A 26997-nucleotide genomic window follows, 5' to 3' on the forward strand; every position below is an offset into this window, starting at 1 on the left:
GCGGCGCTTCAGCCGCGGGCGAGGTTGCCCAGCACCGCGCGCCGCAGTTCGCGCTTGAGTTCGTCCAGCGGGATTTCGCGCCCCGCCAGCCGCGCCTGCACGGCCCGCGACGACATCACCAGCGAGTAGGCGCCCACCAGCGCAATCTGCAACACCACCGGATCGGCCTCGGCCAGCACGCCGGCTGCCATCGCCTCGCGCCACAGCGGCCCGCAGGCTTCCACACCCGGCCGGATCAGGCGCTCGACGAGGTAGTCGAGCCGCTCCCCCGGTTCCGCGAACTCCCGCGTCACGAAACCCAGTTGTGCCGGAGAATCGGCGAGGTGATCCATCATGCAGTCGGTCAGCCGCCCGACACGCTCGGCCGCCGGCAACGGCGCTGCGATCACGCTGCGCGCCTCGACCAGCCAGCTTTGGTGGCGCAGCACCACCTGCTCCGCCACCGCCCGCCACAACCCGGCCTTGGAGCCGAAATGGTGGGCCACCATGGACGCGTCGCACCCCGCCTCCGCCGCGATCAGGCGTAAACCCGCGCCGTCGAAGCCGAGCCGGGTGAAGGCCTGCAGGGCGGCGGCAAGCAGCCGCTCACGACAGTCGCCACCGCCGCCGCGGGGACGGCCTGGACTGCGCGGCACCGTGGTCGGGGACATGAGGGTCAGGCCATCTGGCTGAGGGATTTGCGGAAGCGGGCCAGCGCGACGCCGAAAAACACCGCCCCGATCGCCAGGATCGCGAGGAACTGCGGCCACACGACGTCCAGCCCGGCCCCGCGATAGAGGATGGCCTGCGCGGCTGCCACAAAGTGTGTGGTGGGTGCCGCCAGCATGATCTGCTGCGCCAGCTCGGGCATGCTCTCGCGCGGGGTGGAACCGCCCGACAGCAGTTGCAGCGGCAGCAACACCAGCAGCATCAGCAGGCCGAACTGCGGCATCGAGCGCGCCAGCGTCGCCATGAAGATGCCCATGGAGCTGGTGGCGAACAGGTGCAGCGTGACGCAGGCCAGGAACAGCGCCACCGAGCCCTCGATCGGCACCTGCAGCGCGCCCTCCACCACCGTCTTCAGCGAGATGGCGGTGGCCACCAGCACCACCAGCCCCATCGCCCACACCTTGGCCAGCATGATCTCGGCCGGCGTTACCGGCATCACCAGCAGGTGTTCGATGGTGCCGTGTTCGCGCTCGCGGATCAGCGCGGCGCCGGTGAGGATGATGGAGAGCATCGTGACCTGGTTGATGATTTCCATCAGCGAGCCGAACCAGGCGCGCGTCAGGTCGGGGTTGAAGCGTGCGCGCAGCACCAGATCCACCGGCAGCGTGCCGGCGCTGCGGTAGCGCTGCACGAACTCGTTCACCTCGCCGAGCACGATCTGCTGGATGTAACCGGCGCCGGTGAAGGCCTGGCTCATGCGCGTCGCATCGACGTTGAGCTGCAGCGCCGGTGCGCGGCCGGCCAGCACGTCGCGCTGGAAGTCGGGCGGGATGTCGAGCACGAAGGTGTAGCGGCCCGCGTCCATGCCGGCATCCATTGCCTCCAGCGACACCCGCTCGGGCGGAGTGAAGTGCGGCGGATAGAAGGCCGAGAGGATGCGGGCCGACAGCGGCGAACCGTCCTCATCGACGACCGCGATCGAGGCGTTGTGCAGCGTTTCCGGCATCGCGGTGGCGGCGGCGTAGATGGCGATGGTGAAGGTGTAGGCGATCAGCACCAGCATCATCGGGTCGCGCCGCAGGCTCCAGAGTTCCTTGATGCCGAGGCGGTAGATGTTGGCGGCACGACGTCGCCACGCCGCCGGGCGAGCGAGGGCGGCGGCGTCCGGTGAGTCGGGCGTGTGCGCTGTCATGGCTGGGGTTCCCGGCAGCATCGGTTCATCTCAGCGCTCCTGCTTCTTCAGCAGCGCGATCGACAGCCCGATGATCACGGGCGCGGCGACGGCCATCGCGAGAAACGCGTCCTGCAGATCGCCCAGCCCCAGCGCCTTGGTGAACACCCCGCGGCTGATGGTGAGCAGATGTGTGGCGGGGTAGATCTCGCCGATCGCCCGTCCCACGCCCTCCAGCGAGGACACCGGGTTGAGCAGGCCGGCGAACTGCACCGCGGGCAGGATGGTGCCGATGATGGCGACGAAGATCGCCGCGATCTGGCTGCGGGTGAAGGTCGAGGCGAACAGCCCGAAGCCGGTGGAAAACAGCACGAACACCAGCGCCGCCAGGGCCAGCGTGGCGAAGTCGCCCTTCACCGGCACGCCGAACAGCGTCACGGCCAGCAGCGTCATCAGCAGGAAGTTGAGCATGCCGAGCGCCACGTAGGGCAGTTGCTTGCCGATCAGGAATTCGGCGCGCGTGACCGGCGTGACGTACAGGTTGAGGATGGAACCCAGCTCCTTCTCGCGCACCACCGCCAGCGCGGTCAGCATGGCGGGGATCATCAGCAGCAACAGCGGAATCACCGCCGGCACGATGGCCGGCAGGCTGCGCACGTCCGGGTTGTAGCGGTAGCGGGTCTCGATCGTCGCGGCGGCGATGCCGAGCGTGCTGCCGAAGCGCGTCCGCGCCATCTCCAGCAGCCACGCCTGGTGCATGCCGGCCACGTAGCCCTTGGCCGTCTCGGCGCGCTGGGGCATGGCGCCATCGATCCACGCGGCGATCTGCACCGTCTTGCCACGCAGCAGGTCGCGGCCGAAGCCCGGGGGAATTTCGATTGCGACCGACAGCTCGCCGCTGCGCATGCGCCGATCGAGTTCCGCATGGTCGGCAATCGGCGGGCGTTCGGTGAAATAGCGCGACCCGGCGAGATTCAGCGTGTAGTTCTGGCTGATGCCGGACTGGTCGCGGTCGAGCACCGCGAAGTTGAGGTTTTCGACATCGAGCGTGATGCCGTAGCCCATGATCAGCAGCAGGAGCAGGCTGCCGAGCAGCGCCAGCGTGCCGCGCACCGGATCGCGCGTCAGCTCCAGCGCCTCCCGCCGCGAGTAGCTGAGCGCCCGCGCGGGACTGAAGGCGCGCCGGGGCGCGGCGAGCGTTGGAGCAGCCGGCGCGGCATCGGCCGGCGCGGCCGCCGCTTCGTTGCCTGCCGCCTGCCCGGCCTGCGCGCCTGCGTCTTCCAGCCATGCGATGAACGCCGCCTCCAGCGTCGCCGCGCCGCGCGCCTTCACCAGCGCCGCGGGTGCGTCGCTGACCAGCACGCGGCCGGCATGCATCAGCGAGATGCGGTCGCAGCGCTCGGCCTCGTTCATGAAGTGGGTAGAGATGAAGATCGTGACCTTGTCCTCGCGCGCGAGGCCGATCATCAGGCGCCAGAAGCTGTCGCGGGCGACCGGATCGACGCCGGAAGTCGGCTCGTCGAGGATGAGCAGGTCCGGCTTGTGCACCATCGCCACCGCCAGCGACAGGCGTTGGCGCAGACCCAGCGGCAGTTGCTCGGGCAGGCTGTCGAGCACCGCGCCGAGGTCGAAGCGCGCGCTCATCTCGGCCACCCGCGCGGCGATCGCCGCCTCCGGCACGTCGAAGAGGCGCGCGTGCAGCACCAGGTTCTGGGCGACGGTAAGTTCGGAATAGAGCGAGAACGACTGCGACATGTAGCCCACCCGGCGGCGGGTGTCGATATCCGCTGCATCGACCTTGCGCCCGAACAGCCAGGCCTCGCCCTCGCTCGCCGGCAGCAGGCCGGTCAGCATCTTCATCGTGGTCGATTTGCCGCAGCCGTTGGAGCCGAGAAAACCGAAAATCTCGCCGCGGCGGATGCGGAAGCTGACGTGGTCGACCGCGGTGAAGTCGCCGAAACGCATCGTCAGCCCGCGCGCTTCGATCGCGATCTCGTCGCGCTCGCCTTCGGCCAGCGGCGGCACCACCACCGCGCGGTGCCCCCGCCGGGCCGACTCCGGCAGCAGCGCGATGAAGGCCGCCTCCAGCGTCGCCGTGCCGGTGCGTTCATGCAGTTCGCGCGGTGAGCCCGTGGCAAGCACACGCCCCGCATTCATCGCGACCAGCCAGTCGAAACGCTCCGCCTCGTCCATGTAGGCGGTGGCGACGATGACGCTCATGCCCGGACGGCCGCGACGGATGCGCGCGATCAGCGTCCAGAACTGGCTGCGCGCCAGCGGATCGACCCCGGTGGTGGGCTCGTCGAGAATCAGCAGCGCCGGATCGTGGATCAGCGCGCAGCACAGCCCGAGCTTCTGCTTCATGCCGCCCGAGAGCTTGCCGGCCGGGCGGTCGAGGAAGGGATCGAGGCCGGTCGCGCGCGTCAGGTCGTCAATGCGCCGGCGACGCTCGCCGGCGTCGTGGCCGAAGAGGCGGCCGAAGAACTGCAGGTTCTCCTCCACCGACAGCGTCGGGTAGAGGTTCTTGCCCAGGCCCTGCGGCATGTAGGCGATATGCGGGCAGACCCGGGCGCGGTGACCGGCGTCGGCCATGCTGCCGCCCAGCACCTCCACCGCACCCGCCTGCAGGGCCCGCGCGCCCGCCACCAAAGACATCAGGCTGGACTTGCCGACGCCGTCCGGGCCGATCAGGCCCACCATGCAACCCGCGGGAATCTCGAGGTCGATGCCGTCCAGCGCCAACGTGCTGCCATAGCGCAGGCCGACCCCGGCCAGGCGCACCACCGGCGCGCCGCGGTCGGAGCCGGCAGTCGTGCTCATTCCGGAACCCGTATCGCCAGTTCAGCGGGCCAGCTGGCGGCGGGGTCGAGCTTGACCCATGCGACCCCGGGCAGCCCGGTCTTCACCTGCGTCAGGTGCTTGCGCAGCAGTTCGGGCGGAATCTGCGCCTTGACGCGGAACATCAGCTTCTGCCGCTCGCTCGCGGTTTCGACTGTCTTCGGCGTGAACTGCGCCGTGCTGGCGACGAAGGAGATGCTGGCGGGGATCACCAGGGCGGGGGCGGCGTCCAGCACGATGCGCGCCTCACCGCCGAGCGCCACCCGGCCGGCAACGGTCTCGGGCAGGAAGAAGGTCATGTAGACGTCGGCCAGATCGACCAGGTTGAGCACCTTGCCGCCCGCGCCCAACACCTCGCCCGGCTGCGCGACGCGAAACTGCACGCGGCCGTCGCGCGGCGCCTTCAGCTGGCTGTCCGCGATGTCGGTGTCGATGCGGGCCACGGTGGCTGCGGCGGCATCCACGGTGGATCGCGCGCCGACCAGTTGCGCCCGCGCGGCGGCGATCGCGGCGCGCGCGGCGGTGACCTGCGCCCGCGCCGCCCCCAGCGCGGCCTCGGTGCTGCGCAAACGGGCGCGGTCGTCATCCAGCTCCTGGATGGATGCGGCGCCTTCACCGGACAAGGTCTGCGAACGCGCCAGCCGGCGTGCGGCGGCATCGACCTCGCTTTCACGCTGCCGGACCACGGCTTCGGCAGCCGCGAGGTCGCTTTCGCGCACCGCCACCTGGGCTTCGGCACTGCCGACCGCGTTGATCGCCTGCTGATGGCGCGCCGCCGCTTCGTCGCGCTGCGCATTGAGGCCATCGACCTGCATCTGCGCCAGCACGTCGCCCGCCTTGACGAAATCGCCCTCGCGCGCACGGATGTCCACGATGCGACCGGCAAGTTTCGTGGCAACGTCGATCTCGGTCGCTTCGATGCGGCCGTTGCCGCTGGCGAAGCCCTCGCCCGGCCCCTCCTGCCGCATCGAATACCAGGTCACCACGCCGACCACCGCCACCGCCGCCAGCGCTGCCGGGACAATCCACGTCTTCCTGAATGCAGATTTCATGATCCGCACAGCTCCTTATCTGGGCGTCCGTTCCGACTCCTGGGCGCCGCCGCCCAGTGCTGCATACAACGCGACCCGGCTGGACAGCAGCGCGCGACGCGTCTGCACCACCTGCTGCTCCGCGGCAAGCAGGTCGCGCTGGGCGTCGAGCACTTCGAGATAACGCGCCGCGCCGTTGTCGTAGCGCAACTTGGCGAGGCGCGCGCGTTCGACCTGGGTGGCGAGCGCAGCACGCTGGATGCCGAGCTGCGCCTCCAGCCAGTGCCGCGCGGCAAGCGCGTCGGCCACCTCGCGGAAGGCCTGCTGCACCGTCTTCTCGTAACTGGCGACGGCAAGATCGCGCCGCACCTCGGCGAGATCGAGCCCGGCGCGGTTGCGGCCGGCATCGAAGATCGGCAGCGAGATCGTCGGCGCGAAGCGCCATGCGCCGCTGCCGGGTTCGAACAGCCCGTCGAGCGCGGCGCTCGCGCTGCCGGCCGACGCGGTCAACGCGATGCGGGGGAAAAACGCAGCCCGCGCCGCGCCGATACTGGCGTGGGCCGCCTTCAGGCGGTGCTCGGCGGCGACGATGTCCGGGCGTCCCGTCAGCAGTTCGGACGGCAGCCCCGCATCGAGTTCGTGGAGGATGAGGTCGTCGTCGAGGCGGGTTGCCGCGGCGGGCAGGTCGAGCGGCGCCCCCACCAGCACCGCCAGCGCATGTGCCTGCAGCGCGCGCGCCTGTTCGAGCTGCGCGCCCAGCGCCTGGGCCTGCGTCAACAGCGTTTCGACCTGGGCGAGATCCAGTCGAGAGGTCGCCCCGACCTCCACGCGGCGGCTGAAGATGCGGAACGATTCCTGGCGGGTGTCGATGGTGCGCTGCGCCAGCACGATGCGCTCGTCCAGTTCGCGCAGCGTGAGGTAGGCATCGGCAACCTGGGCCACCACGCTGACGGTGACGGCGCGACGCGCCGCCTCGGTGGCAAGGAACTCCTCCAGCGCCGCGCCTTCGAGACTGCGCACCCGCCCCCACAGGTCGAGTTCCCAACTCGCCAGGCTGATGCCCATCTGGTACTGGCCGCTGGTCACCGCCTCGCCGGTGATGCTGAGGTCGGCTGGCGTGCGCCCGCGCACGCCTTCGAAACCGAGCCCCACGGTGGGAAAGCGGTCGGCACGCCGGATGCCGAAGGCGGCACGCGCCTCCTCGACCCGCAGCACCGCGGCGCGCAGATCACGGCTGTTATCCAGCGCCTGGCCGATCAGGCGGCGTAGCGCAGGGTCGGCGAAGTAGTCCTGCCAGCCGGTGTCGGCCGCACGCTGCGCGGCCGGCGCCACCGGGGCGTCGGCCGGATAGCGGCTTTCCACCGGCAGGGCCGGAAGCTCATAGGGCGGCGCAAGCGAGCAGGCAGCAACGCCTGTCAGCGCGAGACCGAAGACCACCGGACGCAACCAGGGCCGCAACCTGCTCCACCGCGGGTATCCGCATACGCTCATGGGACGCTACCACTTGCGATCGACAGTACGCCTGAATTATCCAACACCTGTTGGGAAACGACAATTTGCCCCCTGCCCGATCGGAGCAGTGCCCAAACGCGCTAGCAGCCCGACGTGCCCTGAAGACGGCGCAAGGAGCCGCCGCAGCGCCCCCACGACGCGACCGCCGGCCGGTCGGCATTAACCCATAGGAAAGCCTCGCCACGGCCGCGGCGCCCCCCCCGGGGCCTTGACAAGGAGAGCGGCTGACGTTGCCGCCTGAGTGGTAGGCAAGACCTCGCCCCGCCATATCTTCTCTTTCGCGTGACATATTTCACTGTTATGTCTTTCCATATAGCTGGTATGCAAAGATAATTTCCCGTCATTATTCGAGGCGATTCCTCCCAATGCGCCCAAAGTCTTATCACTCAGGTATTGCGGCGAGAACCGGGGGCCGCGGGTTCACGCTGGTCGAGATGATCGTCGTGCTCGCACTGATCGGCATCCTGGCGGGCATCGCGGTGCCGGCCTTCGATTCCATCATTGCCCGCACCCGGCTCTCCACCGCGGCCAACGACGTCCTGCTCGGCCTCAACGTCGCCCGCAGCGAGGCGGTGCGCCGCAATGCCACGGTGTACTTCTGCCTCGCCGATGCCGGCGGACGCTGGAGCGTCCATCAGGTCGCCGGAGACGAGATCCGCGAAGGCGCGCTCCCGCCCTCCATTACGGCCGACACCAACAATCTCGATACCGGACTGCTCGCGGACTTCGCCTGCGTGCGGTATCGCCCCGACGGCCTCGCATACGGCGCCGGCAGCGTGCTGATGACCAACGGCGAAATCACCCTCACCCTCGGCACCAGCAGCCGGGTGGTCAATGTCCGGACCGGAGGCACTTATGTCGGCTAGGGTTTCGCGTCTTCCCCGCCGTGTGCGCGACCGCGAAGGCGGTTTCAGCCTGCTCGAGGTGCTGATCGGCATCGTCGTGTTCTCGATCGGGCTGCTCGGCATGGCCTCGCTGCAGATGAACGCGCTGAAGAACAACCAGAGCAGTGCCTACCGCATGCAGGCGGTCGTGCTCAGCTACTTCATGTTCGACGCCATGCGCGCCAACCGTGCCGACGTCGAAAACGGCAACTACAACCTTGCCAAGACCTGCAACATCCCGGCGCCCGGCTCCACGCTCGTCTCCAACGACCAGCGTTACTGGCTCGGACGCCTCAAGGAGTCGCTCGGCGACGCGGACACCACCTGCGGCGAAATCGACTGCGACGGCATGAACTGCACGGTACGCGTCTATTGGGACGACAGCCGCGCCGCCGGCGGCAGTGACGCGCAGGTATTCGAAACCTCCAGCCGGCTGTGACTGCGATGACAAACAAGCGCGTCAATTCCCAGGCGGGTCTGACCCTGATCGAGCTGATGATCGCAATGGCGCTCGGCTTGCTGCTGCTGCTCGCCGTCACCACCATCTTCCTGTCGCAGCGCCAGGCCTACCGGGTCAATGAAGGGCTGGCCCACATGCAGGACAGCACCCGGGTAGCCTTCGAACTGATGGCCCGCGAAATTCGCGAGGCCGGGGGCAATGCCTGCGGCACGCGGCTCGTCGCCAACGTCCTCAACGATGCCGACGGCTCGGTCTGGCACGACTGGGAGCGTGGCGGCGTCGAGGGCTTCGACGGCGAGACCGTGCTGCCCGGCCTGACCACCGGCACCGGCACCGAAGAGCGCGTGAGCGGCACCGACGCGCTGATCCTGCGCAGCGCCTCGCTCCACGAAGGCGTGATCATCACCGACCACCACACCACCTCCGCGCAGTTCAAGGTCAACACCACGGCGCACGGCTTCATTCCGGGCGACATCGTGATGGTGTGCGACTACCGCCAGGCGGCCATCCTGCAGATCACCAATGCCAACGCAAGCAGCCGCACCATCGTCCACAACACGGGCGCTGGCACGCCGGGCAACTGCAGCAAGGGCCTCGGCTTCCCCACCGACTGCGGATCGGTGATCGGCAACGAATACAGCTTCGAAGGCAACGGGTTCATGAACCGCCTCACGGTGACGGCCTGGTACGTCGGCAACAACGCGCGCGGCGGGCGTTCGCTGTACCGCATCGTCAACGGCGGCGCGCCGCAGGAAATCGCCGAGGGCGTGGCCGACCTGCAACTGAGCTACCTCACCCGCACCGGCAGCGTCCCTGCGGACGACTATGTCGATGCGGATGCGATCGACGGCTGGGAGAACGACGCCTCCGCACAGGTCATCGGTGTGCGCGTCGTCCTCCAGGTTGAATCGCGCGAGCGGGTCGGCGTCGATGCGGAGCGGCTGAACCGTCCGCTGGTACACGCCGTCAGCCTGCGCCACCGGGAAATCGTGCAATGAAAACGCCCTCTGCCTTCGCGCCCCAACGCGGCGCCGCGCTGATCGTCGCGCTGTTGCTTCTGGTGGTCATGACGCTGCTGGGGCTGTCCGGGGTGCGCATGGTCATGCTCGAAGAGCGCATGACCGCCAACGCCCACGACCGCGGCCTGGCGTTCCAGGCGGCAGAAGCGGCGCTGCGCGTGGGCGAAGCGGTGGCCCAATCGCAGGCGGCCGCGATTCCCCCGAACCTGCTCTTTCCCGATGGCGGCGAATGGTCGGACAGTGACGACAACTGCGCGGCGTCCCCCTGCGCCAATGGCCTTTGCGCCCAGCCGGACAAGGACTGCCCCGCACGCTGGCTGGACGACGGCTTCGACGGCTGGGTGGATGCCGGCGAACTCGACCTCGGCCCGCTCGGAACCAGCCCGCAGTATTTCGTCGAGTTCCTCGGCGGCAACTTCCCCTGCGACATCGACGACCCGACCGCTGGGGCAACGGATTGCAACCGCTACCGGGTCACGGCACGCAGCCATGGCGACGACGACCGCGCCATCGTGATCCTGCAATCGATCTACGCCACAGAATGAGGCGCGCATGAACTTCCCCCGCCCCCTCGCCGCGCTCGCCCTGACGCTCGCCGCGGCCACGCTGCCCGCCAGCGCCGGCATCGCGCTGCCCGAAGCGCCGCTGATCACCAGCCAGGCCGCAACGCCGCTCAGCATGCTGGTCGTGGGGCGTGACCACACGCTCTACTACGAGGCCTACAACGACGCCAGCGACATCGACGGCGACGGCACGCTCGATACCCGCTTCAAGCCGGCGATCACCTACTACGGCCTGTTCGACTCCCAGGTGTGCTACAGCTACAGCGGCAACGGCGCGAGCGCGGTCTTCGAACCCCAGGCCGCGGCGGACAGCCTGGGCCGCTGCAAGCACAAGCGCTGGTCGGGCAACTGGCTGAACTATGTCACCACCAGCCGCATCGACGCGCTGCGCAAGGTGTTCTACGGCGGCTATCGCGAGGTCGACACCGCCACCGAAACCATCCTGCGCCGCGCCTACATCCCGCAGGACGCGCACTCCTGGGCCAAGGAGTACACCAGCGAAGCCGTGGATGGCTACAAGATCAGCGACTACACGCCGCTCGACGAACCCACTGCCTCGCGCCGGCACTTCTTCGGCAACCTCACCGCCACCGTCGGCGTCAACTGCGCCACGCTGTCCTCCTGCAGCGACCTGCCGCCGCTGCTGCGCTTCATCAAGAACAGCGACCGCCGGGTCTGGGCCTGGGCCTCGACCGAACGTCCGGTGCTGCATGCCACATCGCACGGCGGCCAGTCACGCACCGACTACACCGTCCGCGTCAAGGTCTGCACCGAGGACTTCCCCACCGGCTGCAAGCGCTACCCGGCCGGCAACCTGAAGCCCACCGGACTGCTGCATGAATACGGCGAAGGCGACGCGATGTTCTTCGGCCTGCTCACCGGCAGCTACAACAAGAACACCTCGGGCGGCGTGCTGCGCAAGGCGGTGTCGTCGTTCAAGAGCGAAATCGACGGCAACAACGGGGTTTTCCGCAGCAATGCCACCATCGTGCGGGCGCTCGACAGCCTGCGCATCCGCGACTTCAACAACGGGCGCAGCGACGACACTTACCGTTCCGGCTGGGTCACGACGCGGGCAATGAACGAGGGCGAGTTTGTCGATTGGGGTAACCCGGTGGGCGAGATGATGTACGAGACCCTGCGTTACTTCGCAGGCAAGAAGAGCGCCACCTCCGCCTTCGCCACCAGTGGTGGCTACGACGCCCAGGTGGGACTGGACGTGGCCAGCTGGGACGACCCCTACGAAGCCGGCAGCGCGGCCAGCGCGCGCTGGTGCGCGCGCCCGAGCATGCTGGTGGTGTCCGGCATCAATCCCTCGTTCGACTCCGACCAGGTGCCGGGCTCCGCCTTCAGTGCGTTTTCCGGCACCCTCGGCAGCCTCAACGTGGCCGACATTGCGCAGGAGATCACCGCGCACGAGGCCGGCATTGCCGGGCAACGCTTCATCGGCCAGGTCGGCACCACCTACGACGGTGCCCCCACCGCAAAGACGGTGACGACGCTGGGCAATATCCGCGGCCTCGCCCCGGATGAGCCGACCAAGCAGGGCAGCTACTACTCCGCCTCGGTGGCCCACTACGGCAAGTCTCACAGCGTGCGCTCCGACCTCAACGGCTCGCAGACGGTGGACACCTACGCGGTGGTGCTCAGCTCGCCGCTGCCGCGCATCGAGGCAAAAACCACCAGCGGCAAGACGATCACGCTGGTGCCGTTCGCCAAGTCGGTCGGCGGCAGCAGCATCTCCAATACCAAGGGCGCCTTCCAGCCCACCAACCAGATCGTCGACTTCTACGTCGACACCATCGTCAATTCCTCCCCGCACGACGCCGCGCCCTCGGTGAACGGCGGTCGCTACTTCGCCCGCTTCCGCATCAACTTCGAGGACGTGGAACAAGGCGCGGACCACGACATGGACGCCATCGTCGTCTACGAAGTCGCCGCCGAAGCCAACGGCCAGCTGCGCGTCAAGCTGACGCCGGAATACCAGGCCGGCGGCATCCAGCACAGCATGGGCTACGTGATTTCCGGCAGCGACAGCGACGGCGTTTACCTGGTCGTGCAGGATGAAAACATCGACCGCACCTACTATCTCAATGTGCCGCCGGGGCAGGCCCCGGGCTACTGCGACACCGACTCGCCGCCGGCCGCGTGCAGCAAGCTGCCCTACACCGGCGGCACCGGAGCCATGGGCTATAGCGAACGCCTCTTCAGCCCCGGGGCCTCCACGGCCAGCCTGCTGAAGGATCCGCTGTGGTACGCCGCCAAGTGGGGCGGCTTCATCGACCGCAACGGCAACAACCGCCCCGACCTTCCGCTGGAATGGGATGCGGACGGCGACGGCGTGCCCGACACCTACTTCCTCGTGCAGAACCCGCTGAAGCTGCGGGAGTCGCTCAAGCGCAGCTTCGACTCCATCGTCGAGCGCAGCGCCAGCGCCGGCAACGTCACCTCCAACGGCCAGCAGTTGCAGACCACCAGCCGGGTCTTCCAGTCCCAGTTCAACAGCGGCACCTGGGACGGCGAACTGCTCGCGTACCCGATCACCGCGTCGGGGGTGGGCGCAACGCCGTCCTGGCGCGCCTCGGCCGAACTGCCCTCGTCCGGCACCCGCAACATCCTGACCTGGAAGAACGCCGTCACGCGGGGCATCCGCTTCGAGTGGAACCAGCTGTCCGCGACCCAGCAGACGCTGCTCGGCAGCGAGTCGGTGCTCGACTACCTGCGCGGCAACCAGTCGCAGGAAGTGCAGAACGCCGGCACCCTGCGCACCCGCACCAAGCTCCTCGGCGACATGGTTCATTCCTCGCCCTACTACGTGAAGGACACCGACACGGTCTACATCGGCGCCAACGACGGCATGCTGCACGCCTTCAACGCCGCAAGCGGCGTCGAGCTGTTCGCCTACATCCCCAACCTGGTGTTCGGCAAGCTCGCCAGCCTCAGTTCGCCCGGGTATGCGCACACCTATTTCGTGGATGGCGATATCGCGGTGTCCTCGCGCACGCTGACTCCGGGCAGGAATCTGCTGGTGGCCACCGCCGGCCGCGGCGCCAAGGGGCTCTTCGCGCTCGACGTGACGTCGCCGGGCAGCATGGCGCCCACCGCAGTGCTGTGGGAGTACGGCGCCACGACCGACGACGACCTCGGCTACATGATCGGGCGGCCGCAACTGGCCAAGCTGCGCACCGGCCACACGGTCGCGCTGGTCGGCAACGGCTACAACAGCGTCAATGGCCGTGCGGTGCTCTACGTCTTCGACCTCGCCAGCGGTGCGCTGCTAAAGAAGCTCGATACCGAAGTCGGCGGCGACAACGCCATGTCCACGCCCACTGCGGTGGACACCGACGGCGACGGCTATACCGACTGGGTCTATGCCGGAGACATCAAGGGCAACGTGTGGAAGTTCGACTTCAGCGGCAACGCCCCCGCCACCTGGAAATCCGCCTACCGGAGCGGCAGCACGCCGCTACCGCTGTTCTCCGCACGCGACGCCAGCAACAACGCGCAGCCGATCACGGCGCAGCTCACCGTCGCGCAGAACACCGTGACCAGCGACGCCAACTACGGCAAGACCTTCGTCTTCTTCGGCACCGGCAGCTACGTTTATTCCAGCGATCCCAACAACATGAGCGTGCAGAGCTGGTACGGGCTCATCGACGATGGCGCCCCGATCAGCGGCCGCGGAGCGCTCCGGCAGCGATCGATCGAGGTGCTGGGCGTGGTCGCGGGCTTTCCGGTGCGCGCCTTCTCGGCCGCCACCACTGGCGACATGGATGGCATGCAGGGCTGGTTCGTCGACCTCAAGGACCCGACCGCGCGTGGCGAGCGCATCGTCACCCGCTCCAACCTCTACCGCTTCGTGGAACCGGTGCTGATCGCCTCCAGCCTGATCCCGGACCCCGACCCCTGCCAGGCGGGTGGCAGCGGCTACATCAACGCGATCAACCCGTTCAACGGTGCCCGTCTGCTGTATCCGCCCTTCGACCTCAACGGCGACGGCCGCTTCGACGCCGCGGACAAGCTCGACAACGTGGTCATCGGCTCCTTCGATCCGTCCGTCGGCATGCCCGGCGAGGCCACCATCGTCGGCGACCGGCTGATCGTCGGCGGCTCCAGCGGCAGGATCGCGGACATGCGCGTCAATACCGGCGTCAAGCGCACCGGCCGGCTCTCCTGGCGCGAGATCATCAAGGATTAAGCATGAAAAGCACCCAACGCGCGTTCAGCCTCGTCGAGCTGATGATCGTCGTCGCGGTTATCGGCATCCTCGCCGCAATCGCGTATCCCAACTATCAGGACTATCTGATCAAGGCGCGCCGGGCTACCGCCACCGGATGCCTGATGGAACTCGCGCAGTTCCTCGAGCGCCACTACACCACCCACATGAGCTACACCGACGCGGTATTGCCCGAAACGGCCTGCCGAACGGAGCTGGGCGGTTTTTATACCTTCGGCTATTCGCAGGACCTCACGGCCACAACCTATGCGCTGGAGGCGGTACCGCAAGGGGCGCAGACGGCCGACAGCCACTGCGGCACGCTCGGGATCAACCAGTCCGGCGCCCGCTCGGCGAGCGGATCGGCGGGGGTCACCGCGTGCTGGTAAGCCCGCGCTGTTCATAAAGCAAAACGGGGCCGATGGCCCCGTTTTGCTTGCAGCGTCCGGACTTACTTGCGCTTGAGGAAGAACTCGAACGTCTTGTCCGGCCCTTCGCCCTGCTGCAGCAGATCGTTGCCGGTCTGCTTGGCGAAGGCCTGGAAATCCCGTACCGACCCGGGGTCGGTCGCCAGCACGCGGATCACCTGTCCCGGCTGCATCTCGGCCAGCGCCTTCTTGGTACGCAGGATGGGCAACGGACAATTCAAGCCGCGCGCATCCACTTCCTTGTCGTATTCCATCACGTCATCCTTCAACCGTTGCCGGCAAACGCAGCGATGGTAAAGGAAAGGGCGCGGGCCCGGAAGCCGCGCCGGTGCTAGTTGCGCTCGCCCTGGCGCTCGCGGCGCTCCTCCTGCCAGCGCGCCTTGAGTTCGCGCAGGCGGGCATCCACCGCGGACAGTTCGTAGAAATCGCCATCGGCTGCCTTGCGCGCGATCTCCAACTGTTCGATCGCCGCCGGCAAGGTACCGCGCAGCGCATAAACCTCGGCTTGGGCGCGATGCTGCGCGGTGCGCTTGCCCATCTCGGCGTTTGCACGCGACAGCAGGCCCCACAGCCGCGGATCGTCGCCGCGCCCCAGCAGGGCCTGCCGCAATCCGGCCGCCGCGGCGGGCGCCTGCCCCGCCCGGATGCGCGCGTCGGCGATCGCGTAGCGCAGGCTGCTGCTGGTGGGGAAGCGGGCCTGAGCGTTCTCCAGCGTCCGGACGGCACCCGCGCCATCCTTGCGCGCCAGCGCAAGCTCGGCCGTCAGGGTTTCGATGAAGGGCGAGGGTTCGGCCAGCTTGCGCAGCCGCTCGAGATGGGTCGCCGCCTCGGCCAGCCGGCCGGCACGCAACTGGGCCCGCGCCAGGCCGTACAGCGCCGCGGTGTCGTTGGGGAACTGCGCGACACGGCCCTCAAGCTCGCGTACCGCATCGGTCGGCAGCCCGGCATCGGCGCGCAGTCGGGCGCGCACATAACCGAAATCGGGCGAATCGGGCACCTGCCGGTAACGCATCGACGTCGCGCGGTTTTCCATGTCGGCAATGCGCTCGGTGGTCAGCGGATGGGTGCGCAGATAAGCCGGGGCGTTGTTCTCGTAGAGCCTGCCGTTGCGCTGCAGGCGCTCGAAGAAGCTCGGCATGCCGCGGACATCGAACCCGGCGGCCTCCAGCGTCTGCAGCCCGACGCGGTCCGCATCGCGTTCGAAATCGCGCGAATAACCGAGCTGCGACTGCAGCGCACCCGCCTGCCCGGCCGCGATCGCGGCCTCGCTCACCTGCGAATTGCTCTTCGCGGCAAGCACCGCCACCAGCAGCGAGGCCAGCATCATCATGCTGCTCTGGCTCTGCTTGCCCACCAGTTGGGCAATGTGGCGCTGGGTGACGTGGGCGATTTCGTGGCCAAGCACCGAGGCCAGTTCGGATTCGCTCTCGGCGGCCAGCAGCAGCCCGGTGTGCACGCCGATGTACCCGCCCGGCAGCGCGAAGGCGTTGAGGGTGGAATCCTTGACCACGAAGAACTCGAAGTCGTGCTGGGGATTCTGGCTCGCGCCGGCGAGCCTGCGTCCCAGCCGATTGACGTACTCCTCGACCTCGGGGTCGTCCAGATACGCCGGATCCTGGCGGATCTCGCGGATGACCTGTTCGCCGATGCGGCGCTCCGTCGCGGGCGACAGGTCGGACGCGGTGACGTCCCCCAGGTCGGGCAGGTCGGCCGCAGGGACAGGGAAGGCCAGCGCAAGGCTGAGCAGCAGGGCAAGAGGTCGGCGCATCATCGGGTGCTATGATAACCGCCCGTGCAGCAGCGTTCCCGCCTCGCTGTATCGGCGTGTAGCCTCCTTCCGGTCCTTCCCCGATGAGCCAATCCCGACACCCCGCCGCCGCGCCGGCGCAGGCCCTTACCCACTTCGACGCCGAGGGCCAGGCCCACATGGTGGACGTGGGCGACAAGGCCGAAACCCGCCGCGTCGCGCGCGCCACTGGCCGTATCACGATGCTTCCCGCCACCTTCGCGATGGTCCAGGCGGGCACCGCAAAGAAGGGCGACGTGCTCGGCATCGCCCGCATCGCCGCCATCCAGGCCTCCAAGCGCACCGCTGAGCTGATTCCGCTGTGCCACCCGATTCCGCTGACGCGGGTCGCGGTGGAGTTCGAAACGGATGCGGACGCCTGCGCGATCCAGTGCACCGTCACCGCCGAAACCGTCGGTCGCACGGGCGTGGAAATGGAAGCCCTGACGGCCCTCAACGTTGCGCTGCTGACGATCTACGACATGTGCAAGGCGGTCGATCGCGGCATGCGCATGGACGGTATCCAGCTCCTCGAAAAGCTCGGCGGAAAGTCCGGGCACTGGGTGGCGCCGGCCTGACCGTTGTCCCGCGCAGTCGAGGTACAAAACTTCCAAATTCGCGGCGGTGGGCAGGAATCCGACAATCCTGCGCGCCCCCTTATGCTGAGAATCAACCCCAAGCCACTGATTTCTAAGCTCTATTAGAACGCAACCAGGAATCGGCACTGGTCTTGCATTCATCCCTCCTGCCGCAACCCGGCATGGGTGAGGTGCGGACCCGCCTCCCGCCTCGTTCTCGAACAGAACCAATGAGCTTGGAATTATGGCAATCAAGGACATCAAGGCCTTCTCCGACAAGGCCCGCAGCGACGCTGCCCTCGGCGAACAACTGAAGGCGTGTCAGAAGCTGAAGGAACTGCTCGCGCTGGCGCGCGACAGCGGTTTCCCGCTCGACGAAGTCGAACTGTATCCGCCCAACGAGCCGCAATTCACCGAGGACCAGCTCTCCGAGCGCCTCTGCAAGGCCCTGCTGCGCGTCTGATCCGCGCCAAGGCCGCCTCGCGCCTGCTCCGCCTCGCCAGGCGGGCAGGCGCGGTCCAGCCCCCTGCTCCAGCGCCTTAACTCCGCCTTTACCGCACTCTCAAAACGCCATCGTCCACGGCAGTTCGCCCTGGATGAACAGCTTTGCCTCCGTCGACCGGGGGCGGGCAAAAAAGCGTTGCGCCGGCGCGTGTTCGCACACCCGGCCTCCCGCCAGAAACACGATGTCGTCACCCAGGCGGGTCGCCTGCCCGAGGTTATGGGTCACCATCACGATACGGGTGCCATCGGTACGGATCTCGCGGATGATCCGCTCCACCTCCGCAGTGGCGGACGGATCGAGGCTGGCCGTGGGTTCGTCCAGCAGCAGCAGGCGCGGCTTGGTCAGCCAGGCGCGCGCAAGTGCCACGCGCTGCTGTTCCCCCCCGGACAGCCGGCGCGCGCTGTCGCCAGCGCGCTCACCCAGACCGATCCGCTCCAGCACCGCCTGTGCCCGCAGCCGCCGCTCGCGCCGCCCCAGCCCTTGCGGCTTGAGGCCGAGCGCCACGTTGTCGAGCACGGAGGCGCGCAGCATCATCGGCTGCTGGAACACCATCATCACGCCGTCGCCCGGGCTGCTGCGGCCGTCCCATTCGATGCGGCCCGCACTCGGCTGCACCAGGCCGCACAGCGTGCGCAGCAGTACGCTCTTGCCGGCACCGTTGGGGCCGAGCACCAGCGTGATCCCCTCGCCTCCCAGCTCCAGCTCCACGCCGTGAAGCAGCTTGCGGCCGCCGGGCGCCACTTCCAGCCCCTGGATGCGTAGCGGGAACATCGCGCCGGGCCTAGCCATACCGCCGCATCGCCCACCGGCGCATGCCGAAGGCAAGCGCATTCAAGGCGATGATGATGACGACCAGCACCAACCCGAGCGCGATCGCCAGCGCAAGGTCGCCCTTACTCGTCTCCAGCGCGATCGCGGTGGTCATCACGCGGGTGGCGCGGTCGATGTTGCCGCCGACGATCATCACCGCTCCGACCTCGCTCATCGCCCGCCCCAGGCCGGCCAGCACCGCGACCAGCAGCGAATGGCGGCAGTCGAACAGCAGCGTGGTGACGCTGTGCCACCAGGTGAAGCGCATCACCTGCAATTCCTCCGCGTAGCGCAGCCAGACATCCTCGACCACCTGGCGGGTGATCGCCGCCATCAGCGGCACCACCAGCACGGTCTGCGCAATCACCATCGCGGCCGGGGTGTACAACAGCCCAGCGGCGCCGAAGGGGCCGGAGCGCGACAGCAACAGATAGACAACAACGCCGACCACCACCGACGGCAGCCCCATCAGCCCGTTCATCAGCACCGACGCCGCATGCTTGCCGGGAAAGCGCCCGACGGCGAGGCAGGCGCCGAGCGGCAGGCCGATCAGCGTGCCGAGCACCACGGCGCCGCCGCTCACCTGGAGCGACAGCCAGACGATCTCGGCCACCCGTGCATCCAGGGTCGCAAGCAGCGCGCCGGCCTCGCCGAAGGTGGTAGTAAATGCGGACATCGGCGGGAGGATACCGGAAAGCCGCCGGCCGGCCGTGCTCTGTCGCGCGGGCGGCTTACTGCGTCTTACACCCGTGCCGAGCACACGCTACGCGATCGCGCCACAATACCGCTTTCGGAAGGCCGCCCCACGGAGTCCCACCATGCTGACCCCTTCGCGCACGGCCGCGGAAACGCGGCGAAACCCCGGCCGCATGCACCGGCTGCAGCGTGTTCTGGCGATCGGCGTTGCCGCCGCCGCATTGGCCGGCTGCGCCACGCCGCAGCGCCCGGTGGTGTACCGGGCCCCGCCCCCGCAACCGCCGGTGACCGAAGTGGTGGCCTATCCGCAAGGCAAGAAGAGCGACCGCGAAATCCGCCAGGACCGCTACGAATGCTATCTGTGGGCGGTGCGCGCGAGCGGCTATGACCCGGCGCGGATGCGCCCGACGGCCGCACCAGCGGCACCCCGGGTGCTGCCGGACCCGCCTGCCGGACACGACACCGCTGCGGGCGCGATCGCGGGGGCGGTGGTCGGCGCCGCGGTATCCAGCCCGCACCACGTTGGACAAGGCGCGGCGATTGGCGCAGCGGTGGGAGCGGTGGCCGGCGCTGCATCCGACGCCGCGCGCGAGGAACGCGCCCAGCGCATCGAAGACGCCTACGCCGAACGCGCGGCCCGCGCGGACTACGGCAACTGGGGCAAGGCCGAAGCCTATCGCCGCGCACTCTCCGCCTGCCTCGAAGGCCGCGGCTACGCGGTGCGCTGACACAGAACAAGGAGCATAGACATGAACCACCCCGCCCTGCGCCGCGCCGGCGGCCTCCTGCTCGTGGCCGGCGTGCTCGCGCTGCTGCCGGCTGCGAGCCACGCCGACCCCTATCGCGACCATCGGTCGTGGGTCGAATACCGCGAACCGCACGGGCACGTGGTGCCCCGGCTGTCGCACCGCCATCGCACCATCGTCTACGGCGGCATGCCTTATTACTACGACCAGGGCTTGTGGTACCGGCCATGGCAAGGGAGCTTTGTGCTGATCGCGCCGCCGGTCGGCATCGCGGTGCCGGTGCTGCCGCGCGGCGTCGTCACCGTGTATGCCGGCGGACAGCGCTACTACCGCCACGGCGAGGTCTATTACGTACGGCGCGGAGACGGCTACGTGGTGGTCGACGCGCCTGACATCGGCTACGACGCCGACAGCGCCAGCGAGCGCCGCGGCCCACTCCCGCAGACGAGCGACGATCTCTACATCTATCCGGGTCGGGGCCAGAGCGAGCGCCAGCAGCGCAACGACCGCTTCGAATGCCACGAATGGGCGGCCGAGCAGACCGGCTACGACCCCACCGTGGCCGGCGGCGGCAGCGGTTACTCCCCCACACGGCGTGGCGACTACCTGCGCGCGATGAGCGCCTGCCTGGAAGCACGCGGCTATACCGTGCGCTGAACCGCCCGCTGCGACGCCTAGCCGCCGCCCTTCTGCATGCCCAGATCCAGCCGCGCGAGCAATCGCCCGCGCGCGGCCGCATCGCCCGCTACGAAGCGATAGCGCACGCATAGCTGCGGCAACGCGAAGAGGCCGATGCGGCGCACCGGCAGTACCTCCATCGTGAGGAACAGGTCCGCCCCGCCGTCGCTCACCTGCAGCCCTTCGCCCACACAGCCGGTGGCCGCCGGCCACGCCGCGCGCAGGTCGCGCTCGAACTGCGCGGGCGTGGCGCTGACGAGGCGCTCGAAGACTTCCGGCACCGGGCCGTGGATGAACGCCACCGCGCCCCGCTCAACCGCCGGCGATCGGTGGCCACACCGCCAGTTCATCCCCGTCGGCGAGCGTGCGGCGGTCGCGTTCCGCCGGCGGCACGAAGACGCCGTTGACCAGCACCAGGTGGGCGCTGCGCTCCGGCACCTGGAAGCGGCGCACGAGTTCGCCCACCGTGGTGCCGGACGACACCTCGAGATCGACACGGTTGCCCTTGCGCTCCGCAGGCAGGTAGTCCGCCAGCGAGGCAAAGAGCTTGAACGCGATTTTCACCACCGCGCCCTCAATGCGTCAGTGCCACCGGCTGCGAGCGTGCGATGTAGGCATCGACGAAGGCCAGCGGGTTCTGCAGCAACCGCGCCTTCCACTCGCCCAGTTGCACGCGGCCGTGGATCAGGCCGCGCAGCGCGCCCACGTGCTCGGTCAGCCCGATCGAGGTGGCGCCGATCATCACGTCGTCCTTGAACTGCAGGCTGAGGTAGCGGCTGCGCGCCTCGTCTACATGCTCCACCCCGCTGCCGCCCTTGTCCGCGGCTTCGCCCCACCACTGGCCGAACGAGGTCGAGATCAGCCCGAGCGTGTCGAGCACGTTGATCGCGAGCACGCCGTTGAGCGTGGTTTCGCGGCCCGCCATGTTGAGCGCTGCGACGCGCGCCTGGTCGGCCGCATTGGGCTGGATCGCGGCTACCAGGTGGGCGCCGGTGAAGAGGTCCGGCGCCTCGGCGACGTCGCCGGCCGAGAAGATGCCGGGCACGCTGGTTTCGAGCCGCGCATCCACCAGCACGCCCTTGGCCACGTGCACGCCGGTGCCTTCGAGGAAGGCCACGTTGGGCGCGACGCCCGCGGCGACAATGACGAGGTCGCACGCCAGCGTGGCCCCGGTGGTCAGCGTGACCTGCAGCGGCGCGCCCTCCGTACCGCGGTCGATGCGGCTGACGCCCGCGTTGGTGACGACGCGGATGCCCTTGTTCTCGACCCAGCGCTTGATCATGCCGCCGGCCTGCGGCGTCATCATGCGCGGCACCATGCGGTCGCCCATCTCCACGACGGTCAGCTCCACGCCGCGCTTGGCGAGCGCTTCCATGATGATGCAGCCGATGAAGCCGGCGCCGAGTTGCAGCACGCGCGCGCCAGGACGGGCGTGGGCCGCGATCGCGCGCGCGTCCGCCAGCGTCCAGCAGGTCTGCACTTCGGGCAGATCGACGCCGGGAATCGGCGGGCGGACCGGATGCGAGCCGGTGGCGATCAGCAGGCGGTCGTAGTCTTCGAAATGGCCGTCGGCGAACAGCACGCGCCGCTGGTCGGTGTCGAGCGACACCGCGCGCCCGCGCAGCTCGCGGATGCGCAGGCGGTCGAAATGGCCGGGGTCCTTGCGCAGCCAGGTGCCGCGTTCGTCGATGTTCTCTTCGAGCAGGTAGGGAATGGCCATGCGCGAGTACGGCGGGGCATCCTCGCTGCCGACCATGACGATTTCGTCCTGCGGCGCGGCACGGCGCAGGGTTTCGGCCGCGACCACGCCGGCCGGGCCGTTGCCGAGTATCAGGTGTTTCATTGCTAGTCCTCGATGGCAGGCCGGCCGCGCCCTTGCGGGCGCGACCGGCGATCGTCGGCGCGGACGGGCGCAGCGGCCCGTCCGCGCGCCCTTACAGCCCCAGCCGCGCGAGCGTTTCGGCGGTGGGGGCACCCTCGGGGGTCCACCCGCGCACCTTGTAGTACTCGGGCAGCATCTTGGACAGCTCGTTCACCATGCCCTTGGCGGGACCGGACTTGGCGGGCTCGCTGGTCAGGCGCGGCGGCAGGTTGTCGTCGGCGGCGGTGAAGCCGGCGGCGTTGTTGAAGCGGCGCTCCATGTTCCAGATCCGCTCGCCCACTTCGTTGAGCTTCTCCATGCTCCAGTCGCCTTCGCACGCGGCGGCGAGTTGCGGCTGCACGTCGGCCAGCGTCCACGCGAAGCTGGTGAACACGCAGATGCCGGCGGCATCGAACACCGCGGTGGCGTCCTGGAAGGCCTTGACCAGTTCCGGCTTGCCTTCGGTGGCGTGCGGGTCGGTCTTCACCGGAATGCCGAGCACTTCGGAGGCAATCGTGTAGCCGCGCAGGTGGCAGGCGCCGCGGTTGGAAGTGGCATAGGCGAGGCCGATGCCCTGCACGCCGCGCGAGTCGTAAGCCGGAAACTCCTGGCCCTTCACGCTCATCGACAGTTCCGGATGGCCGTACTTGGCGCACAGCCGCTTCGAGCCGAGGCCGATCTCCTTGCCGAAGCCTTCGCCGTTGGCGGTCATCTCCACCAGTCGCGCCAGCGCTTCCGCCGAGCCGAAGGGCGCGTCGATGCCGATCTGCTCCTTCGTCAGCACGCCCATCTCATACAGCTCCATCACCGCACCGATGGTGGCGCCGAAGGAGATCGGGTCCATGCCCTGCTCGTTGCAGATCAGGTTGGCGTACTGCAGCGCCTCCAGATCGCCCACGCCGTTGGCGGCGCCCAGCGCCCACGCGGCCTCGTACTCCAGGCCGCCGGAGGCGCCCCAGTACTTCGGGCTGTTCTTGACCGTGAAGTGACCCTTGTCGATCTCGGAGATGCGGCCGCAGGCGATGGTGCAGCCGAAGCAGGCGGCATTGGTGACGAGGTGGGCCTTGCCGTCGGTCGGCCGCTTCTCGTGCATCGCCTCGGCGGAGATCTTGCCCGCGTCCTCGAACTGCACGTCGCGGTGGTTGCGCGTGGGCAGCGCACCCATCTCGTTGATGACGTTCATCAGCACCTGGGTGCCGTACTTGGGTAGACCTTCGCCGGTGACCGCGTTGTCGGCGAGCACTTTCTTGGCCGCGGTGGTCGCCTGCAGGAAGGCGCCGAAGTCCTTGATGCCGGAGACGCCCTGGGTGCCGCGCAGCGCGACCGCCTTGAGGTTCTTCGAGCCCATCACCGCGCCCACGCCGGAGCGGCCGGCGGCACGGTGGAGATCGTTCACCACGCAGGCGAACAGCACCTGGTTTTCACCCGCGCTGCCGATCGAGGACACGCGCACCAGCGGATCCTGCAGCTCGTGCTTGATCGTTTCCTCGGTTTCCCAGCAGCTCTTGCCCCACAGGTGGCCGGCGTCGCGCAGTTCGGCCTTGTCGTTTTCGATGTACAGGTACACCGGCTTCGGCGACTTGCCTTCGAAAATCACCATGTCCCAGCCGGCGAACTTCAGCTCCGCGCCAAAGAAGCCGCCCGAGTTGGAGCACGCGATCGCACCGGTGAGCGCACCCTTGGTCACCACGGTGTAGCGGCCGCCGGTGGAGGCCATGGTGCCGGTCAGCGGCCCGGTGGCCATGATCATCTTGTTTTCGGGGGACAGCGGATCGACCTTGGGATCGATCTCTTCCACCAGGTACTTGGTCGCCAGACCGCGCGAGCCCAGGTATTCCTGCGCCCATTCCATGTTCAGCGGTTCTTCGGTGCAGGTGCCCGCGGTCAGGTTCACCCGCAGGACTTTACGGTTCCAGCCCATATTGCTCTCCTCAGGCGGCGGTGGCGGGGGTGTTGGCCTTGGCGGCCCAGGCGCGCATCTTGTCCAGCCCGGTCCAGTCGGCATCCACGTAGGTGATGGCACCGGTGGGGCAGGCCTTGGCACAAGCGGGGTCGCCCTCGCACAGGTCGCACTTCTGCACCTTGCCGGTGGCCTGGTTGTAGTTGATCGTGCCGAACGGACAGGAGATCGTGCAGACCTTGCAGCCGACACAGGTGTCGTCGAACACCATCTTGGCGCCGGTCGTCAGGTCGAGGCGGATTGCGTCGACCGGGCAGGAGTGCATGCACCACGCCTCGGTGCACTGGGTGCACGTGTAAGGCACCTTGCGCCCTTCGTGCTCGAAGCTGAAGACCTTGATCCGCGACTTGCTCGGATTGATGACCCCGGTGTGCTCGTAGGAACAGGCCATCTCGCATTGGAGGCAGCCGGTGCACTTGGCAGGGTCAATGTGCAGTGATTTCCACATCGAATTCTCCTCGTCCTTTCATTGTTGCGTTGGTGTAGCAGCACCTATGAAGCACACTTCATACCGGTCTGCGAACTTCATCTCCAAGGGCCGGCCTGCGTAAAAATCCCGGGGAGTGAAAGGGGTGGCGCCGATCAGCCGATGCGGCCGATCTTGCGGTACAGGGTGTTGCGGCTGATGCCGAGGCGGCGCGCCGCGGCGGAGACGTTGCCGCCCACCTCGCGCATCACCACGGCGATCGCTTCCAGCTCGATCTCGTCCAGACTGCGGCCCCCGGTGGCGATACCGGCCGCCGGCTGGCCAAGCGGCGTCACCACCGACGAGGGACGCTCGTCCGGACGGTGGCGGTCGCCTTCGGTCATGGTGTCGGCGCCGAACAGCTCCTCGGGCAGGTGCAGCGGACGGATCTCGTCCTCGTCGTCGTCGAGCAGCGCCACCGCCACGCGGATGACGTTCTGCAGCTGGCGCACGTTGCCCGGCCACGGGTAGCGCTCGAAGAAGTCCATCACCTCGGCGCCGATGCGTATCCGGCGCCCGTCGCCGGCCTCCGCGGCGAGGATGTTGTTGACGATCCGCCCGATGTCGCCCCGCTCGCGCAGCGGCGGCAGGGTGACCGTCAGCCCGTTCACCCGGTAGTAGAGATCCTCGCGGAAGCTGCCCTTCTGCACCGCCTCGCGCAACAGGCGGTGGGTGGCGCACACCAGCGAGATATCCACCGGCACCTGCCGCACCGAGCCGATCGGCGTGACGCTGCGCTCCTGCAGCACGCGCAGCAGCCGCGCCTGCATGCCCAGCGGCATGTCGCCGATCTCGTCGAGGAACAGGGTGCCGCCGTGCGCCTGCTGGATCTTGCCGACCGCACCTTCGCGCCGTGCGCCCGTGAAGGCCCCGCCGACATAGCCGAACAGTTCGGACTCGATCAGGTTTTCGGGAATCGCCGCACAGTTGAGCGCAACGAAGGGGCCATCGCGGCGCGGGCCGCTGAAGTGGAAAGCGCGCGCGAAGAGTTCCTTGCCCACGCCGGACTCGCCCTGGATCAGCAGCGGAATGTCCTTGCCGATGACCTTCCCGGCGCGGTCTAGCGCCAGCTGCAGGCGGCTGTCGCCGGTGGCAAGGCAGGCCAGGGTTACCCGGCCGTCGCGCGGTATGGCTTCGGTCGCATCGGCCTTTGCCGTCACGGCAGGACGCGCCGGAGCGCTGCCGCCGACCGGCTCGGTGCGCGGCGGCAGGCTGCTCTTGAGCCGGGTGTAGATACGCTCGCCGCGCCGTGCCTCCAGCATCTGCAGCGAAGCCGGATCACGCCGGGAGCGGTCGAAGAAGACGTCGAGCGAGACGCGGAACACGCTGCTGAAGGCGAGCCCGCCCGGGCCGATGTCGGTAATGCCGAGCGCCTCGCGCGCAGCCGGGTTGGCGCCGACGATGCAGCCATCGGCCGACACCGCGAGCAAGCCCTCCTGCAGGCTGCCCACGCATTCCGGCCGCGCGTGCACCGCGATCAGCACCTGGCGCGCGAAATCGACCTCGAACAGCCGCTTCTCCAGCAGCTGCGCGGCCAGCCTCACCAGCCCCATGGTGTGGCGCTGGTTGCTGCGATAGTCGCCGGAAATGTCGAGCACCCCGGCGAGCATGCCGCAGGGCTTGAACACCGGCGCCGCGCTGCAGGTGAGGATGCCGTTGCGCTCGAGGAAGTGCTCCGCGCCGAGCACTTCGGCCGGGCGCTGTTCGATCAGCGCGATGCCCACCGCGTTGGTGCCGCGCGCGGCCTCGTCCCACGAGGCACCGGGCTGCAGCGCGACGCGCTGGGCGCGGGCGATGAAGTCGGGGTCGCCGAGGCTGTGCAGGATGACGCCGTCGACGTCGGCGAGCAGCACCATGCTGCCGCTGGCCCGGATCTGCTCGAAGACGTGCTCCATGATGCCCGCCGCCTGGGTCAGCAGGTGCTCGCTGCGCTCGCGCACCTCCGCCAGCCGCGAGCGGCCGGCCGGATCACCGGCAACCGTGGATTGCGCCGACACCCCGCCGTCGCGGCAGCGCTGCCAGGAGCGCAGTACCTCGGCAGGCAGATCACCGTCGGGATCGTCGCCGAGGTCGAAGAAGCGCCGACGCGCTTCCTGCACCCGCAGGACGTGGGTGTCCTCGGCCGTAGCCAGACCTTTCAT

Annotated in this window: 25 protein-coding genes; 10 read left to right on the forward strand and 15 right to left on the reverse strand. The window is 68.5% G+C overall.

The features are described 5' to 3' along the window. Positions 1-8: 8 nt before the first annotated feature. From dqs_RS15025 to adeC, 5 genes are read right to left on the reverse strand one after another with little or no spacing between them, the layout of a single operon-like run. Positions 9-650, reverse strand: coding sequence for a TetR/AcrR family transcriptional regulator (locus dqs_RS15025; RefSeq protein ID WP_011766634.1), 642 nt, complete (start codon positions 648-650; stop codon positions 9-11). Positions 651-655: 5 nt separating this feature from the next. Beyond that, a complete protein-coding gene (locus dqs_RS15030; RefSeq protein WP_011766635.1) occupies positions 656-1840 on the reverse strand; it encodes an ABC transporter permease in 1185 nt (394 codons plus the stop codon). Positions 1841-1870: 30 nt separating this feature from the next. Further along, a complete protein-coding gene (gene rbbA, locus dqs_RS15035) occupies positions 1871-4639 on the reverse strand; it encodes a ribosome-associated ATPase/putative transporter RbbA (RefSeq protein ID WP_011766636.1) in 2769 nt (922 codons plus the stop codon). After that, on the reverse strand, positions 4636-5709 hold the full coding sequence (locus dqs_RS15040; RefSeq protein WP_011766637.1) for an HlyD family secretion protein: 1074 nt from the start codon (positions 5707-5709) through the stop codon (positions 4636-4638). Before dqs_RS15040 ends, rbbA begins: the two co-directional genes overlap by 4 nt. A gap of 15 nt (positions 5710-5724) precedes the next feature. Beyond that, positions 5725-7146, reverse strand: a complete 1422-nt coding sequence (gene adeC / locus dqs_RS15045) for an AdeC/AdeK/OprM family multidrug efflux complex outer membrane factor (protein WP_236778690.1) — start codon at positions 7144-7146, stop codon at positions 5725-5727. A gap of 419 nt (positions 7147-7565) precedes the next feature. Between adeC and dqs_RS15050 the strand changes: the two genes are divergently transcribed. The 6 genes from dqs_RS15050 to dqs_RS15075 are packed head-to-tail and all read left to right on the forward strand — an operon-like array spanning position 7566 to position 14731. Further along, a complete protein-coding gene (locus dqs_RS15050; protein ID WP_083831958.1) occupies positions 7566-8066 on the forward strand; it encodes a GspH/FimT family pseudopilin in 501 nt (166 codons plus the stop codon). Beyond that, the gene (pilV, locus tag dqs_RS15055) at positions 8056-8523 is read left to right on the forward strand and encodes a type IV pilus modification protein PilV (protein WP_011766640.1); all 468 of its coding nucleotides are present in this window, start codon (positions 8056-8058) and stop codon (positions 8521-8523) included. Before dqs_RS15050 ends, pilV begins: the two co-directional genes overlap by 11 nt. A gap of 5 nt (positions 8524-8528) precedes the next feature. Further along, entirely contained in the window at positions 8529-9542 is a 1014-nt protein-coding gene (locus tag dqs_RS15060; RefSeq protein WP_011766641.1) for a PilW family protein, read from the forward strand. Then, positions 9539-10108 carry a pilus assembly PilX family protein gene (locus tag dqs_RS15065; protein ID WP_065340988.1) on the forward strand — a complete coding sequence of 190 codons (570 nt, stop codon included), beginning with the start codon at positions 9539-9541 and terminating at the stop codon, positions 10106-10108. The genes dqs_RS15060 and dqs_RS15065 overlap by 4 nt, the downstream gene beginning before the upstream one ends. Before the next feature lie 7 nt (positions 10109-10115). After that, positions 10116-14324: a pilus assembly protein gene (locus dqs_RS15070; protein WP_065340989.1), complete on the forward strand. Its 4209-nt coding sequence runs from the start codon at positions 10116-10118 to the stop codon at positions 14322-14324. 2 nt (positions 14325-14326) lie between these two features. Further along, positions 14327-14731, forward strand: coding sequence for a type IV pilin protein (locus tag dqs_RS15075; RefSeq protein WP_065340990.1), 405 nt, complete (start codon positions 14327-14329; stop codon positions 14729-14731). Positions 14732-14793: 62 nt separating this feature from the next. On the opposite strand, the gene dqs_RS15080 is transcribed toward dqs_RS15075, so the two are convergent. Both dqs_RS15080 and dqs_RS15085 read right to left on the reverse strand, forming a co-directional pair. After that, complete coding sequence (locus dqs_RS15080) at positions 14794-15024, reverse strand: sulfurtransferase TusA family protein (RefSeq protein WP_011766645.1); 231 nt, start codon at positions 15022-15024, stop codon at positions 14794-14796. Between the two features lie 77 nt (positions 15025-15101). Continuing rightward, positions 15102-16541, reverse strand: coding sequence for a M48 family metalloprotease (locus tag dqs_RS15085; RefSeq protein WP_065340991.1), 1440 nt, complete (start codon positions 16539-16541; stop codon positions 15102-15104). A gap of 80 nt (positions 16542-16621) precedes the next feature. Here dqs_RS15085 and moaC point away from each other — a divergent pair, with 80 nt between their 5' ends. Both moaC and dqs_RS15095 read left to right on the forward strand, forming a co-directional pair. Further along, positions 16622-17134 carry a cyclic pyranopterin monophosphate synthase MoaC gene (moaC, locus tag dqs_RS15090; RefSeq protein WP_011766647.1) on the forward strand — a complete coding sequence of 171 codons (513 nt, stop codon included), beginning with the start codon at positions 16622-16624 and terminating at the stop codon, positions 17132-17134. 244 nt (positions 17135-17378) lie between these two features. Then, complete coding sequence (locus dqs_RS15095) at positions 17379-17597, forward strand: Nif11-like leader peptide family natural product precursor (RefSeq protein ID WP_011766648.1); 219 nt, start codon at positions 17379-17381, stop codon at positions 17595-17597. A gap of 99 nt (positions 17598-17696) precedes the next feature. On the opposite strand, the gene dqs_RS15100 is transcribed toward dqs_RS15095, so the two are convergent. Together dqs_RS15100 and dqs_RS15105 are read right to left on the reverse strand one after the other, a co-directional pair. Continuing rightward, the gene (locus dqs_RS15100; RefSeq protein WP_041642706.1) at positions 17697-18428 is read right to left on the reverse strand and encodes an ABC transporter ATP-binding protein; all 732 of its coding nucleotides are present in this window, start codon (positions 18426-18428) and stop codon (positions 17697-17699) included. After that, positions 18421-19125 carry an ABC transporter permease gene (locus dqs_RS15105; protein ID WP_065340992.1) on the reverse strand — a complete coding sequence of 235 codons (705 nt, stop codon included), beginning with the start codon at positions 19123-19125 and terminating at the stop codon, positions 18421-18423. The genes dqs_RS15100 and dqs_RS15105 overlap by 8 nt, the downstream gene beginning before the upstream one ends. A gap of 142 nt (positions 19126-19267) precedes the next feature. Between dqs_RS15105 and dqs_RS15110 the strand changes: the two genes are divergently transcribed. After that, a complete protein-coding gene (locus dqs_RS15110) occupies positions 19268-19873 on the forward strand; it encodes a glycine zipper 2TM domain-containing protein (protein ID WP_011766651.1) in 606 nt (201 codons plus the stop codon). A 21-nt stretch (positions 19874-19894) separates the two neighbouring features. After that, positions 19895-20548: a DUF6515 family protein gene (locus dqs_RS15115; RefSeq protein WP_065340993.1), complete on the forward strand. Its 654-nt coding sequence runs from the start codon at positions 19895-19897 to the stop codon at positions 20546-20548. 17 nt (positions 20549-20565) lie between these two features. Here the strand turns inward: dqs_RS15115 and dqs_RS15120 are convergent, their stop codons facing one another. From dqs_RS15120 to dqs_RS15145, 6 genes are all read right to left on the reverse strand, one after another. Beyond that, on the reverse strand, positions 20566-20871 hold the full coding sequence (locus dqs_RS15120; protein WP_065340994.1) for a hypothetical protein: 306 nt from the start codon (positions 20869-20871) through the stop codon (positions 20566-20568). 10 nt (positions 20872-20881) lie between these two features. Further along, positions 20882-21133 (reverse strand): sulfur carrier protein ThiS, encoded by a 252-nt coding sequence (gene thiS, locus dqs_RS15125; protein WP_065341751.1) that lies wholly within the window; start codon positions 21131-21133, stop codon positions 20882-20884. A 10-nt stretch (positions 21134-21143) separates the two neighbouring features. After that, on the reverse strand, positions 21144-22412 hold the full coding sequence (locus tag dqs_RS15130) for an NAD(P)/FAD-dependent oxidoreductase (RefSeq protein ID WP_065340995.1): 1269 nt from the start codon (positions 22410-22412) through the stop codon (positions 21144-21146). Positions 22413-22503: 91 nt separating this feature from the next. Beyond that, the gene (locus dqs_RS15135; RefSeq protein WP_011766656.1) at positions 22504-24351 is read right to left on the reverse strand and encodes an aldehyde ferredoxin oxidoreductase family protein; all 1848 of its coding nucleotides are present in this window, start codon (positions 24349-24351) and stop codon (positions 22504-22506) included. A 10-nt stretch (positions 24352-24361) separates the two neighbouring features. Continuing rightward, the gene (locus dqs_RS15140; RefSeq protein ID WP_011766657.1) at positions 24362-24838 is read right to left on the reverse strand and encodes a 4Fe-4S dicluster domain-containing protein; all 477 of its coding nucleotides are present in this window, start codon (positions 24836-24838) and stop codon (positions 24362-24364) included. 134 nt (positions 24839-24972) lie between these two features. Further along, the gene (locus tag dqs_RS15145; protein WP_065340996.1) at positions 24973-26997 is read right to left on the reverse strand and encodes a sigma-54-dependent Fis family transcriptional regulator; all 2025 of its coding nucleotides are present in this window, start codon (positions 26995-26997) and stop codon (positions 24973-24975) included.

Origin of the sequence: Azoarcus olearius, from assembly GCF_001682385.1 — a bacterium.
Taxonomy (GTDB): Bacteria; Pseudomonadota; Gammaproteobacteria; order Burkholderiales; family Rhodocyclaceae; genus Azoarcus; species Azoarcus olearius.